This window comes from Paralcaligenes ureilyticus, from assembly GCF_004346225.1.
Classification (GTDB): domain Bacteria; phylum Pseudomonadota; class Gammaproteobacteria; order Burkholderiales; family Burkholderiaceae_B; genus Paralcaligenes; species Paralcaligenes ureilyticus.
Genome location: NZ_SMAJ01000018.1, coordinates 28,687 through 43,635, shown reverse-complemented (window position 1 = coordinate 43,635; position 14,949 = coordinate 28,687). Strand labels below are relative to the sequence as shown.

General features: G+C 63.3%; 4 protein-coding genes. All 4 read left to right on the top strand.

Annotated elements, in window-relative coordinates:
* The first annotated feature begins 126 nt into the window (after positions 1-126).
* The 4 genes from EDC26_RS17355 to EDC26_RS17340 are packed head-to-tail and all read left to right on the top strand — an operon-like array spanning position 127 to position 14,949.
* Positions 127-972 carry a thioesterase II family protein gene (locus EDC26_RS17355; RefSeq protein WP_165931062.1) on the top strand — a complete coding sequence of 282 codons (846 nt, stop codon included), beginning with the start codon at positions 127-129 and terminating at the stop codon, positions 970-972.
* Entirely contained in the window at positions 969-3,788 is a 2,820-nt protein-coding gene (locus EDC26_RS17350) for an ATP-binding cassette domain-containing protein (protein WP_132584988.1), read from the top strand. The genes EDC26_RS17355 and EDC26_RS17350 overlap by 4 nt, the downstream gene beginning before the upstream one ends.
* Positions 3,788-5,908, top strand: a complete 2,121-nt coding sequence (locus tag EDC26_RS17345; RefSeq protein ID WP_132584986.1) for an AMP-binding protein — start codon at positions 3,788-3,790, stop codon at positions 5,906-5,908. The genes EDC26_RS17350 and EDC26_RS17345 overlap by 1 nt, the downstream gene beginning before the upstream one ends.
* Positions 5,905-14,949, top strand: coding sequence for a non-ribosomal peptide synthetase/type I polyketide synthase (locus tag EDC26_RS17340; RefSeq protein WP_132584984.1), 9,045 nt, complete (start codon positions 5,905-5,907; stop codon positions 14,947-14,949). The genes EDC26_RS17345 and EDC26_RS17340 overlap by 4 nt, the downstream gene beginning before the upstream one ends.

Sequence of the window (14,949 nt, the reverse complement as noted above, 5' to 3'; positions counted from 1 at the left end):
ACCGTGGCCCAGTGTGAATATGTCTCTGAATGCTAATGAAATATACAGCAATGATACAGTAGCTGGTAATATGTTACCCGTCCATTTCCATCCCTTAAAAATTTTTTAATTCTTCAACGGATGCGTATGCCTGATGCGGTAGATCACAGGGTTGACCCCGGCGCTTCACCGCGCTGGATGCTGCGGTTGCGTTGTGCAGTGCGTGGGCAACCGACCTTCATTTTTTTTCCCCACGCGGGGGGCTCGCCATTGTCGGTACGCCGGCTAATGGCCGCACTGCCGCTATCGGCCGGAGTGCTTGTCGTCAATCTTCCTCGCGGCGGCGACATCGACGGCATTGCGCCGCCGCGCCGGGTTGCCCAGGCCGTGGACGGAGCCACAAAAGGATGGCTGGCTCTTGATCAAACCGGCGATCCGCTTCGGCTGATTCTGGTCGGCAATAGCTATGGCGCTCTTCTGGCGTACGAAATGGCCTGGAGCTTGATGCGAGCTGGTGCGCCCATAGAACGCCTTGTCGTCTCAGGTTTCCGATCCCCGGTTCTGGCTCCCGTCGAAGCACCGCTATACCGGTTGCCGTCGCCGCGACTGCGAGCCGAGCTCGCGGCCCGCTTCGGGATGGCGCCGGGGGAAGGCGACTGGGAGGGCACAGTGGCTGAAGAGGCGTTGCGCGCCGATCTGGAAGCGTGTGACACCTATCGTCACACGCATGCCGGACGCTTGGCGATTCCCATCGATGTTCTGCATATGCTTGACGACCCGTCGGTTTCGGCCGACGACCTATTGACGTGGAAGGCGGTCACCACTGCCAGGACGCGAGTTACGCGCCACGAGATCGGACATTTCCCCTGGGCCACGGATCCCGATGCCGTGGCTCGCATTATTCTTCAGCTTGCCCAGGATGACGGTCGCGACGATGCGCTGCCTGTCTTGCCGCAAACAGAGGTAACCCACGACGAGCGAGGCTGGGCGTGAAAGAACAAGCACAAAGCGTTATGCAGGGCCGATTTAAGTTTCCCACCCGGCGGTTTCAACGGGTGGAACAGCGTGTATATGAGTTGCTCAAGCTCAATATCCCCGATGAAGGCGGCCTGGCTGCCAGCGTTCTGGTCAGTGCGCGTAAAAATTCCGGCACTGACGCCGAACTCGATCTGGTGGAACGCATCTTGACCGAGCGCCTTGGCTGCCCTGAAGCTGCCTTGGGGTTGATAGGCGTGGGCATCCTGAATCTTGTCCGTGTCAAACCGGGCGATGATGTGGTGATGGTCAATGCGGACGACGTCAACGATCTCGACGGATTGGCCAGCCGTCTGGCCTCGCATGCGGCGCAAGCACGCGACGCGATACGGGCCGGTTCGTTCGTCAGATTTCTGCTCGATGTATACGACGCCCGCGTCTTGCTGGATTTTGCGCGTGCCATGAAGCCGGGCGTTTCGATCGACGAGGTATGCCGCAGCGTCACAGGAAAACCGGCCGTCATGTTGCAGCTGCAATGGGGCGAATCCTTGTCGCGCGAACGGCCGCTGAAAGGCATTTTGCCGTTCATGCGTTGGGCGGCGGGGCTGTTGCGCCCCTATCACTTTTTCTGCTGGCTGCTGGCTATCGGGATTCTGATTCAAACCATCTACGCCATGTTGATGCCGCTGTGGCTCAACCAATTGTTCGATCACGGCATCACTCCCCACAATGCGCACGTCATCTGGCTTACGCTGGCTTACCTGATCGGCGGCTTCCTGGTCACTGCCGTCGCCGGCCTGGGTATCGATTTCAGTGTTTCGACGCTTGGGCCCAAAGCGCTGAATGATGTGCGGCGACGGGTGTTCGACAAGTTGCTTGCCCTGTCCTCGCGCTCGCTCAACCGTTTTAAAAGCGGCGATGTCGTCACGATTTTCGCCGCCGATGTATTTATTGTCGAAAACGCCGTTATCCGGGCCATCTCGGGCATCGTTTCCAAGTCTTTTCTGATGATTGGTTCCTTGATCACGGCGTTCGCTTTGGATTGGCGGATGGCTTTGACGACCATCATCCTTCTGGCTATTGCCTTCTGGGCACCGCGTCAGGTAAGCCGCTTTGCCGTCAAGGCGTCTTATGCCCGCAAGGTTGAAGACGGCAAGATCGCGGGCTTTGTCAAAGAAACCGTCCAGTTGCTGCCGATGATCCGCACGCTCCATATTGGCGGCCATCGGCGGGATCAGTTCAATGGTTATACGAGTGATATTTACGACGCAAGCTACAAACAGTACCTATTGGGCGAACTCACCACTCGCGCCACCGTTTTTGCTGTTAGCGCCGCGCAGTTGGGGATTATCGGTTTGGGGGCGGTTCTGTCACTGAGCGGCACGGTTTCCGGAGGCGTCGTGGTCGCCTACATCGGCCTGTTGCTGGCGATCGGCGGCGCGGCGGGCGGTATTGCCGCCCTGATACCGACAGCCATTCAGGCCGTTGGCAGTTGGCAGCGCATCGAGTCGTTATTGTCGTATCCGGACGATCAGCCTGTTGTGCAAAACGCCATGCCTATGAACGAGCCTTTATCCAGGGTGGCGTTGCGCGATGTGTCGTTCAGCTATGTGGGCGACCGGCTTAATCTTGACGACGTCACGCTCGAGACACCGGTGCCCAGACGTATCGCGCTGGTAGGGCCGTCCGGTTCGGGCAAGAGTACGGTCATCAACCTTCTGTCCCGCAACTACGATGCAACCAGCGGCAGCGTCGTCTTGAACGACACGGATATTCGCGAGATCGATGACCGGTCGCTTTTTTCGCTTATAGCCGTGGTCAATCAGGACACCACTCTATTCGACGGATCGATCCGCTACAACATCAGGATTGGTCGCATGGATGCCACCGACGCCGAGATAGAGCAGGCCGCGCGCGCCGCCGAGATCCACAGCTTCATCGTCACGTTGCCCAACGGCTATGAAACCGATGTGGGCGAGGGCGGCAAGTTGCTGTCGGGCGGCCAACGTCAGCGTATCGTGATCGCCCGCGCCCTTTTGCGCGATCCCAAAATTTTGCTGCTCGACGAGGCCACCTCTGCGCTCGATGCGGAAGCCGAGGCGGCCATCAACGACACCCTGGCCAGGGTCACTGCCAACCGCATGCTGTTTTCGGTTACCCATCGCCTGTCTTCGTGCCCGGACATGGATCTGATCTGCGCGTTTCGCGACGGCAAGCTGGTGGAAACCGGCACGCACGATGAATTGTTGGCGCGCAATGGGCTTTATGCCGGAATGTGGGAGAAGCAGTCGGATATTTCCATCGCCAATGCCGGCCAGGATGTCGCCATCAGTGTGGAACGGCTGCGCAAGATTCCTTTGTTTGCCAGTGTTCCCCAGGACGATCTGGAACGTGTGCGCGCCATGCTGCGTGTCGAAGAGGTTCAGGCCGATACTGTCCTGACGGTCGAGGGAACGGCTACCGGACGGTTCTACATCATCGCCCGCGGATCGGTCGAAAGCACGGTCCGTTTGGGCGATGGCGCCACCCTGACCATGGAAATTCTGGAGGTCGGCGATTTCTTCGGAGAATTTGCGCTGCTCGAAGACGTCCCCAATCCGACCACTTGCCGTACGCGCTTTCCATGCCTGCTGCTGTCGCTGAGTCGGCAGGATCTGCGCCATGTGGCCGATCTGCACCGGACCAGCGGCGAGCAGTCGCAAATGGAAAAGGAAATTGCCGCCACACTTGATCGTCGCCTGGACGCGAAGCTCGACGAGCTCGTCGGGCGCCGTCTGGAAGCCCGGCGTTCCGCCGCCGGTACCGCTCCCGCTAATGCAAAGGATAGGGCGTAATGTCTGTGGGCCAACAACGCGATCCGGTTTTTCTGCCGCAAATTTTGCGGAATCGCGCCAAGGCGCCGGACGACACCTGGTCATTTACCTTTCTGGACAGTCAGGGGCACGAGCAATGCCGCTGGATGGCCCCCGATCTGGCAGCGAAAGCGCGCGCGGTTGCGGCCCGGCTCGCGCGGGCGACCCAGCCCGGAGAGCCCGTGCTGCTGGTGTTTCAGCCCGGTGTGGAGTTTTTCGCCGCCTTCCTGGGTTGTCTGTGGAGCGGGCGTCTGGCCACGCCCATCAATCCGCCGCGCCGCAATCGCCTGATCGAACGTTTGGTGGCGGTGGCGACTGACTCGAATGCACGGGTTGCGTTGACCAGCGCCGATTTGCTGGGATCCATCGACGAATGGCGCCGTTCCAGCGAGCGCTTGGGTGCGCTTGACTGGATTTCAACCGATGAACTGGCCGATGATCCCGATCTGGCCCCGGCCGCAACGGCCGCCGACGATATCGCTTTTCTTCAGTACACATCCGGATCCACGGCTTTGCCCAAGGGCGTGAGGGTCAGTCACGGCAACCTGATCCAGGATATGTCCCGCATGGAAGCGGTCTGGGCGCTGAATGCCGATTCCACCATGATCAGCTGGTTGCCGGCGTTTCACGATCTTGGCTTGATTTTCGGCTTGTTGCAGCCTTTGTTCTCCGGCTGCGCGTCGGTTCAGATGGCGCCCAACGCCTTCTTGCAGAAGCCCGCGCTGTGGTTGCAGGCCATGACGCGCTACCGCGGCACGCACTCGGCGGCCCCCAGTTTTGCCTACGATCTTTGCTGTCGCCGGATTGCGCCTGAAGACCGGGCCGGCCTGGATCTTGGCAACATGGTCATGACCATGAATGCCGCTGAACCGATCAACCCGGCGGTAATGGAGCAGTTCACCGAGCAGTTTCAACCTTTCGGTTTCCGGCGTGAAGCGTTTGCCCCGGCCTATGGACTGGCCGAAAGCACGCTGGCGGTGACGGCCAGCCCCGTTGGTGCGCCGCCCGTGCTGCGGCACTTCGATGTAGACGCATTGGCCGCCGGGCGTGTATCCGTTGTGGCCGACGGCGCTCCCGCAAGCCGGACGATGCCCGGTAGCGGCCGGCCGCTGCCAGATGTCCCCATCGCCATCGTCGATCCCGATACCCGGCGGCGGTGCCCGCCGGATCGGGTGGGGGAAATCTGGGTGGGCGGCCCGACGATTGCGCGCGGATATTGGCAGCGCCCGGACGACACCGAGGCCGCCTTCGGCGCCGTTATCGAAGGAGAAGCCGCGGCCGGATCTTTCCTGCGTACCGGAGACCTGGGCGTTCTGGTCGATAACGAACTATTCGTGACGGGCCGGATCAAGGATCTGATCATTCTCGGCGGAGCGAATTTCTACCCGCACGATATCGAACGGACTGCGCAAAACGCGCACGATGCGCTGCGTCGCGACAATGGCGCCGCCTTTTCTGTTTCCTCTGAAGGCGTCGAACGCGAACAGGTCATTCTTGTGCAAGAGCTTGAACGATCCCGCCGCACGGACGCCCCGGAACCCATTTTTCACGCCATTGTTGAAGCGGTGTGGCAAAACCTGGAACTGGCGCTGTCGCGAATTGTGCTGGTCGCTCCTGGTTCGGTGTTGCGAACGTCCAGCGGGAAGATTCAACGGCTGGCCAATCGCAAGGCGTATCAGGACGGGACGCTTGCGGTGATTGCCCAGTGGGAAGGGCACTTGGCGGCCGGGCCGTCCGCAAGCGCAGGGCCGATCGAGGCCACGGCGCTTGTTGTTTGGCTGACCGGATGGTTGGCCGACCGGTTGAACCTGCCGGCCCGAACCATCGGGTCCGATCAGGGCTTCGCCGAGATGGGGCTGGATTCTCTTGGCTCGACCGAGCTGGCCTTCGCGCTTGGCGAGAAGGTTGGCGCTGAATTGCCCGAAACGATCGCCTTTGACTACCCGACTATTGCGAGGCTCGTGGCCCATGTTGCGCCGCCTAAAAAGGCGGCGCAGAGTGGGGCGGCGACTTCTTCGGCGGCGGCGTCATCGTCCGCGCTACCGCTGCCCGGAGCCGATCTGGATGATCTGCTTGCGTCCATCGAGCGGGGCGACGCATGACCGCGAATTCATCCTCGGCTCTGCGCGATCGCCTTGCACGTCTCAACACTGATCAGATACTGAAGCTTGTCACCGGGCTTCAGGAACGCATCGATACGCTTCGGTCCGATGCGTCGGCGCAGGCGGTGCCGATTGCGGTGATTGGAGTCGCTTGCCGATTTCCCGGGGCGCCCGATCTGGCGGCGTTTCGCCGTCTGTTGAACGAAGGCCGCAATGCCATTTCGGATCCGCCGCTCGACAGGCCCGAACGCGCCGGGCTGCCGATGGGCGGCTATATCGATGCCATCGATCGGTTCGACGCCCAGTTTTTCGGCATACGCGAAAGCGAAGCGGCGCACATGGATCCGCAGCATCGCCTTGCGCTGGAAGTGGCCTGGCATGCGCTGGAAGACGCCGGCGCGGCCGATCCGCATCGGCGGCCTTCGGCGACAGGGGTTTTTCTGGGTATCAGCACCCACGATTATGAGGCCAGGTTTCATGGTGCCGACGCGGGCTTCACGCCGCAGGCCACGACAGGCAACGCCGCCAGCGCCGCGGCCGGCCGGATCGCCCACATTCTGAACATAACGGGCCCTGCGCTTGCCATCGATACGGCTTGCTCGTCTTCGCTGGTCGCGGTTCTTGCCGCCTGCCGCAGCTTGCGCCTGGGCGAATGCGACATGGCGATCGCCGGCGGCGTCAACCTGTTGATCAACGATGCCTGGACGCGCGGTTTCGCCGCCGCCGGCATGTTAAGCCCAAGTCATGCCTGCCGCACTTTCGATGCCCAGGCCGACGGCTACGTGCGCGGCGAAGGCGCTGGATTCATCGTGTTGAAACGGTTGCCCGATGCACGAGGCGACCGCGTGCGCGCGATTGTGCGCGGTGGCGCCATCAACCACGATGGCCGTGCCAGTTCGCTGACCGCTCCGAACGCCGCTGCCCAGAGGTCCCTGATCGGGGCGGCCCTGGCCGACGCGGGGCTTCGCGCCGCCGACGTCCAGGTGGTGGAATGCCATGGCACGGGCACGCCGCTGGGAGATCCCATCGAAGTCCAGGCGCTGGCCGAGGCCTACGCGCCAGGGCGCAGTGCACCGCTGCTGCTGGGCGCGGCCAAGACAAATATCGGACATCTGGAGGCGGCCGCCGGCATTGCCGGCTTGATCAAGACCGTCCTGGCGCTCGAATCCGCAGACCTGGCGCCTACGCTGCACCAGACGGCGCCCAACCCACGCATGGCCTGGGACCGCATGGCGGTGAAGGTCATCGATCATGCGCAGAGGTGGCCCGAGGCTACCGTGCGCCGTGCCGGCGTCAGCAGTTTCGGCTTCAGCGGCACCAATGCGCATGTCATTCTGGAAGCCGCCGCGCCGGCACCGCCTTGGCGCGAAGCCGGGATGGTGGTATTGCCGCTGTCCGCGCCCGATGAGATGGGGCTGAACCGGCTGGCTGCCACGCTTGCCGACTGGATCGAGGGCGGCGATGTCAATCCTTATCGCGTTGCGGCCAGCCTTGCCATTGGCCGTAATGGTTTCGCCGCCCGAGCGGCGGTCGTCGCCGGCGACGGTGCTTCCGCAGTGGCCGGCCTGCGCGAAGCGGCCGCAGGCGAAGTGCCGACGGCAGGCGCTCGCGGCATGGCTTTGCAGGGCGCGCCGAAAATCGCCTTTTTGTTTACCGGGCAGGGAAGCCAGTGGGTCGGGATGGGCCGCGACCTGTATGACGGCGATCCGATATTTCAGGCGGTCGTCGACCGTTGCGCCCAAGTCGTCGATCCCTTGATTGGCCGTTCATTGACCGCCGTTATGTTCCAGGACGACGCGGCAAGCGGGCTGTCCGATACACGCCTGACTCAACCCGCCTTGTTCGTGCTCGAGTATGCGCTGGCCGAGCGGCTTGCCGCCTGGGGCATTACGCCCGATGTCATGATCGGACACAGTCTTGGCGAGTGGGTCGCCGCATGCCGCGCCGGAGTCTTCTCTTTGGACGATGCGTTGCGATTGGTCGTGGAGCGTGGCCGGGTGATGGCTTCGGCTTCGGACGACGGCGCGATGGCAGCGGTGTTCGCGTCGCCGCAAGCGCTGCTGGAATTGCCGATGACCTTGCGCGAAAGCGTCGACCTTGCCGCCATTAATGCGCCCGACGAGTGCGTGATTTCGGGCCCGGCGACGGCCGTAGCCGCCGTCTGCGATGCACTGGACGCGCAAGGCGTTGGTACCCAGCGCCTGCGCACATCCCACGGTTTTCATTCCCGCCTTATGGATCCGGCACTGGCCGCATTCGAAACGGCGCTGGCCGGCGTGACGCTGCATAAACCCGGAGTTGCGCTGATATCCAATCTTACAGGTACCACGGACGCGCCATTCGACACGGCCGGCTATTGGGTGCGCCATATTCGCGAATCGGTGCGCTTCGCGGATGGCATATCGGCAGTGGCCGAAGCCGGCGCCAGTCTGTTGATCGAAATCGGCGCATCGCCGGCCCTGATGGGCACGGCTAGCCGCTCTCCCGCGTTTGAAGGGCAGTCGCCCGTTTTCGTTCCATCCCTCAGGCGCAATCAGCCCGCCGGGCGCACGCTGGGTAGCTTGCTGGCGCAACTGTTCGTGGGCGGCGCCCCGGTTCGCTGGGAGGCGGTGCTCGATCCCGCTGCGCGGATCGAGGCGCCTGGCTATCCGTTTGCCGATAGTCGTTATTGGTTGAGTCTTGTTTCTGAAGAGGGGGGTAGTGCGACGATGGCACCCACAAGGGGTGCCGCTACGCTTGCTACGACAGGTGGTGCGTTGGAAATGGCAGCCACAAGGGCTGCCGCTACTCTGGCTCCCGTGGACGTGGCAGGGAGCCAACAGCCTCCCGCCGATCTGCGTCAACAAGCGGCTTTACTGTTGGCCCGGTCGTTGCAGATCTCGGCGGACGATGCGCTGTCGGATCGGGGGTTTCTGGAGCTTGGCGTCGATTCTCTTGCCCTGACCGAAGCCGTGGCGGCTCTGGAGCGTCGCTGGTCTATTGCGATCCCGCGCCTCGCATTATTCGAGACATTGGCAACGCCTGCCCGGCTGATCGATCATGTGGTTGTCAACGCGAAGTCCGCCGCGCCGACGGCATCTCCGCAGGTCTTTGCGCAAGCTCCGGTAGCGAGTGGGCCGTCCGTGGTTTCGCAAGCGGTCGCCGCCGCCGGCGTTCAGACGCACGAGCCCCAGCCGGCGGCGATTTCGGAACAAGCGGCGGCGGGCGTGACTGCGTTTTCCAAAGTCTATACGCAACGCACCCGAGCTTCGGGCGACCAGCGCCGGCTATATGGCCGCTACCTGGCCGATAGCCGAGCCGTGGCGGGGTTCCGGCCGGAAACCAAGTCCATGCTTTATCCCATCATAGGGGCTAAAGGGTCGGGCAGTCACATCACAGATGTAGACGGCAATCACTACGTCGATATCGCGATGGGGTTCGGCGTCCAGCTGTTTGGCCATACGCCGGCGTTTCTGGTCGATGCCCTCGTTGGGCACCTGACCGAACGCGGGTTGTTCATAGGCCCACAAGCCCATCTGGCGGGCGACGTGGCGCAGCGGATTTGCCGGCTGACCGGCAATGCCCGGGTCACGTTCTGCAATAGTGGGACGGAGGCGGTCATGACGGCCTTGCGACTGGCTCGCCATGCAACCCGGCGCAATCGCATCGCCATGTTCCAGGGGTCGTACCACGGCCATTTCGATGGCACGCTGACTCAAGCCGGACCGGGCGGAATCACGGTTCCGCTGGCGGGCGGCACACCGCCCGGCATGGTGGGCGATGTGCTGTTGCTCGATTACGGCGACGAAGAAGGTTCTCTCGAAATGCTGGCCCGTGAAGGGGCAACGCTTGCTGCGGTCATTGTCGAGCCGGTGCAGGGCCGCCGGCCCGACCGCCAGCCCCGGGCCTTTCTCCAGCGCCTGCGCGAGCTCACCCGATCGACCGGCACGGCGCTGATTTTCGACGAGGTTCTGCTGGGTTTTCGCGTCGCGCTGGGTGGGGCTCAGGCCTGGGCCGGTGTTCGTGCCGACCTGGTTACCTACGGCAAGATAGTCGGAGGCGGCTTGCCGATCGGCGTGGTGGCCGGCGATGCGCGTTTTCTGGATGCTCTGGATGGCGGCGCCTGGTCGACGGACGATGCCAGCGTCCCAAGGGGCGACCGAACCTTCTTTGCCGGGACCTTCAACAAAAACCCTTTGGCGATGGCCAATGCGCAGGCGGTGCTGACGTATCTGGAAGCACAGGGGCCTGGTCTTCAGGACTCGTTGAACACACGTACGGAAAATTTCGCGGTACGCCTGAACAAGGTGCTGGCCGAGGAAGAATCCGGTATTTCGGTTCATCACTTTGCGTCGCTGTTTCGCTTTGTCGGAGCCAGCGATCTGTTCTACAACCACATGATCCAGAACGGCGTGTATGTTTGGGAAGGGCGCACCTGCTTCCTGTCCACCGCCCACGACGATCAGGACCTGGACCAGGTGGAACAGGCGGTTCGGGCGTCGCTGCGGGCGATGCGTGCCCACGGCATGCTGGCGCCTGCGCGTAAATCGGCGGCGCCAACGGACATTGCGCAGAGCCTGCCGACGACGCCGGGCCAACAGGCGCTGCGGCTGCTGGCGGCGTTCAGCCCGCAAACCTCGGCGGCCTACAATCAATCGCTGGTGTTCGATTTTACGGGCGCGCCCGACATTGATGTGTTGAAAGCGGCGTTGTGCGGCGTGGTCGGCCGGCATGAGGCGCTGCGCACGACATTTCCCGAGGATGGCGCCAGCCAGGTTGTTCACCCCAGGCTCGATCCGGATATCCGCAGCGTTGAGGTTGATCACAGCGCCGACGATCCGGCGTGGTTCCAGGCCTGGGTGGATGCCACCGTCCTGACTCCCCTGGATCTGGAGCACGGGCCCATCGTGCTCGCCTGGATATTGCGGTTCGCCGCGGACCGTTATCGCCTGGTTCTGGTCATGCCGCATCTGGTCACCGACGGCTGGTCAATGCAATTGATGGCCCTGGAACTGGCGCAGCTCTACAACGCCGGGCTGAGCCGTACGCTGTCCGACTTGCCGCCTCCGGTTCCTTACCGTTCGTACGTCGAGCATACTCGCGCGCGTGCCGATGCTCCGGAACTTGCAGCTTACTGGCGGTCGGTTTACGCGACGGTTCCCGCGCCTCTGAATCTACCTGTCGACCGGCCCCGTCCGGCGCTTCAAAGCTATGCAGGCAAGCGGGCAAGCCGGCGCCTGCCGCGACCGTTGCGCGAAGCGCTGGAGCGGTCCGCGCGACAGACCGGCAGCTCGCTTTTCTCTTTGTGCCTTGCCGCCTATGGGCGGCTTCTGGCGCGCCTGTCAGGGCAGGACGAATCGGTCATCGCTATATTTTCGGCGGGGCAGCCCGAACTGGGCGCTTCCGCCCTGGCAGGCTATTGCGTGGGCGTGCTGCCTTTGCGAATCGCCGCAGGCCAGGCGGTCTCCGATCAGGATTTGCGCAAGGCGGTGCAGCATGCCGTGGCGCTGGGAATGGCGCATCGCGATTACCCTTACTCCAGATTGCTCAAGGATCTAAGACTGCGACGCGACCCGTCGCGCCCACCCCTGGCCGCCGCCTCGTTCAACCTGGATCGTCTCGATGCGGTTGCGGCATTCGACGGCCTGACAACCCGGATCGACGCCAATGTCCATAGCGCTGTACGTTGGGAACTGAACTGGAACATCCAGTCCGATTCCGATGGCCTGCAAATCGATGCGCATTACAACCGCGACCTGTTCGATGCCGGGCGGGTCGAAAGCTGGATCGATGCCTACGTCGGCATTCTGGAAGCTATGGTCCGGGCGCCTGAAGCCGATGCCGTGGCTGCTTCCGAGATACCGCCCAGGGCCACTGCCGATGGCCGGGCCGCAGGGACAATTGAAACGCTGGCGGACAAGGTGGCTCGGGCGGCCTTGCTCAATCCCGCATCGCCGGCGGTGCGCGATCGGGACGGTGTGGTCGATTATGCCCGTCTGGACGCCCAGGTCAACGCCCTGGCCGGGCGGCTGGCGCACGCAGGCGTTCGAGCGGGTGATCGCGTTGCGTTCAGGTTGCCGCGCGGTTTGGGGCCTGTGGTGGCTATATTGGCGTCGGCTCGCCTGGGGGCCGCCTTTGTACCCCTGGATCATGAGCACCCCGATAGTCATCACGCCTACGTCATGGAAGATAGCGATGCCAAAGTGCTGATCCTGGAAACGGGTTCTTCACCGCCGTTGACGCAGGCGAAAGTGGTTGAATGGTCACGCAGCGGCGAAGTCGGTGACGGCGCCGTGCCACCCGTTGCCGTCGCGGCAGGCGATATTGCCTATATTCTGTATACCTCCGGTTCCACTGGGCGGCCAAAAGGCGTACGCGTGCCTTACGGCGCGGTCGCCGCCTACGCAACGGCCTTGCTCGAACGGCTTGCTATCCCGGGGCCGGTTTCCTTCGCCATTATTTCTTCGTTTGCCGCCGACCTTGGCTATACGTCGGTTCTGGGTGCGCTGTGGTCGGGAGGGGTTCTGCACGCGATAGATGCGCAAACCGCAAGGGATCCGGCCGCGCTGCAAAAATGGATGACCGAAACGCCGGTCGATGTGCTCAAGATTGTGCCCGCCCATATTGGCGCGTTGCTCGATGCGCCGGACGCTGTGGCGATGCTGCCCCGCCGGGCATTGATTCTCGGAGGCGACATCCTGACTTGGAGGCTGGTCGATCGCATTCGGGAACTGGGCGGCGCCTGCCGCGTTTTCAATCACTATGGTCCCACGGAAACGACTGTGGGCGCCTGCATGACCGAAGCGCTCGCGTCGCTGCGCGATGACGGTGCGATGGCCGTTCCCGTGGGGCGTCCGCTGTCGGGCTACCGGGTCGCCATCCTGGATTCCGCCGGACAACCCGTGCCGGACGGCCAGGAAGGAGAGATCGTCATTGCCGGCGCGGCGGTTGCCGCCGGCTATACCCGGCCCGAGGCGCCAGGCAGTGAGCGTTTTGGGCGCAGTGCTGCTGGCGAGCGGTTCTATCGCACGGGCGACATGGGGCGCCGGCGGGTCGATGGCGCCGTGGCTTTTTCCGGCCGGTGCGACGACATGGTCAAGATTCGCGGCCACCGCATCGAGCCGGCGGGGTTGGCCGAACTGTTGCGTTCTTGTCCCGATGTACGCGATGCCGTTGTGCTGGTCCAGCGCCAGGAAGGGCGCGAGCCGGCCTTGCTGGCGGCGGTTGCCGGCAATGCCGCTGTAGATGTGATTGCGTCGTGGCTGGCGCAACGGGTTCCAGCGGCGATGGTGCCGGGACGAATCGTCGTCTGCGCGGCCTTGCCGCTGACCACCAATGGCAAGATCGACCGCCAGGCGCTGCTCGCGGCTGCCGCTGCAGAGCCGGCCGTTCCGGCCGCCCCGGCGACCTCTGCACCGCAGACGGCCGATGGGCGTCTGAAGGTCATGCGCGATCTGTGGTGCGGTGTGCTGCAACGCGCGGATGTAGGCCCCGATGACGATTTCTTCGCACTGGGGGGCGATTCGATCATGGCGATCCAGATCGTCGGCCGGGCGCGCGCCGCCGGCTTGGGGTTGACGCCGACTCAGGTGTTCGAAGCGCCCACTCCGCGCGGACTGGCGCGGCTTGCGGTGCCGGTCGCGGCCCGCATGGCCGGTGTCGTCGCGCTGACCGATCCAGTGCCGTTGACACCGATACAGCGGTGGTTTCTGGAAACCCCGATGCCCGATCGCAATCGTTGGTGTCTGAGCGCCGTGTTCGCCGCACCGTTCGCCATTACGGTTGAACGTCTGCGGGAAACAGTGCAAACCATTATTGGCCGTCACGACGCCTTGCGGATATTTCTGGACGCGAGCGCCGATCGTCCTTGCCAACGCGTCGGCGCTCCGGTTGCCCCCGCCATTTTCGTTGCCGACCACGACGGCCTGGAGGGTGACGCGTTGCGCCAGGCCGAAGACCGGATGGCCGATCAGTTGATGGATACCCTGGATCTGGCCGCCGGGCGTGTTCTTGCCGCAGGGGCGATTCCGCTTGACGGCCAGGCTGGCACGCATGTCGTTGTCGTGGTGCATCACGCCGTGTCGGATATGGTGTCCTGGTCGATCCTGGCCGATGACCTTGAAACGGGTCTTGGCGGCGATGCCTGCACCGTTGGGCCCGCGTCGACTTCGTGGTCGTGGTGGGCGCGCGCCCTGTCAAAGCACGCCGAGGCTGTGGTCGACAGACTGCCGTACTGGGCCGAGGCGGCGCGGCATGTTGACGCGGCCGCCACGCTACCGGTCGATCATCCGGACATGCCCAATCGCGAAGGCGACGTGCAGGAACGCCGGCTTGTTCTCGATCGGGAACGGGCTGATCGTTTCCTGACCGGAATAGCCGCTGTGTTCGGCCTGCGTCCGCACGAGGCGGTTCTGGCCGCCGTGGGCCGCGGGGTGGCCGGTTGGGCTGGGTCGCCGCTTGCCGTCGATCTCGAGGGGCACGGGCGTCAGCCTTTTGACGCATCTATCGATTTGTCCAGAACCGTTGGCTGGTTCACGACTCGCTATCCTGTGGTTTTGCCTGTCGTGGATAATACCCGCGACACCGCAGGTTGGATGGTGGCGGCAAAGGAGGCGATCCGGTCCATTCCCGACGATGGCATGACGTATGGCTTGTTGCGATATGGCGGGGATGTTTCACTGCGTGCGGAACCCGCCGTGTCGTTCAACTATGTTGGGGACATTGGTCAGTTCGGCGGCCGCACTGTGTCTCTGGTCCGCCTCGGGGCGGGGCGGGAGCGGGCGGCCGACGCGGATCGACGACACCTTCTTTCCTTCGACAGCTGGCAGCAAAATGGCGGCCTGTCGCTGTCTTGCCGCTTTGCCGCACGGCATGCGGCGTCGACCATCGACGCGTTGCTGGTGGAGATCGAAAACCAGATCGACCGATTCATTCAGACATGCGAGGCGTCTTCGACGGCGGTCTATACACCTTCGGATTTCACCGGCATCGATTTTTCCCAGGACGAGCTTGATCAACTGATGGGGGAAATCGACGAACCTCCGAGCTCCACGGGTTCATAG

Coding starts and splice junctions, on each gene's coding strand:
- EDC26_RS17355 (WP_165931062.1), top strand. CDS start 127: ATGCCTGATGCGGTAGATCACAGGGTTGACCCCGGCGCTTCACCGCGC.
- EDC26_RS17345 (WP_132584986.1), top strand. CDS start 3,788: ATGTCTGTGGGCCAACAACGCGATCCGGTTTTTCTGCCGCAAATTTTG.
- EDC26_RS17340 (WP_132584984.1), top strand. CDS start 5,905: ATGACCGCGAATTCATCCTCGGCTCTGCGCGATCGCCTTGCACGTCTC.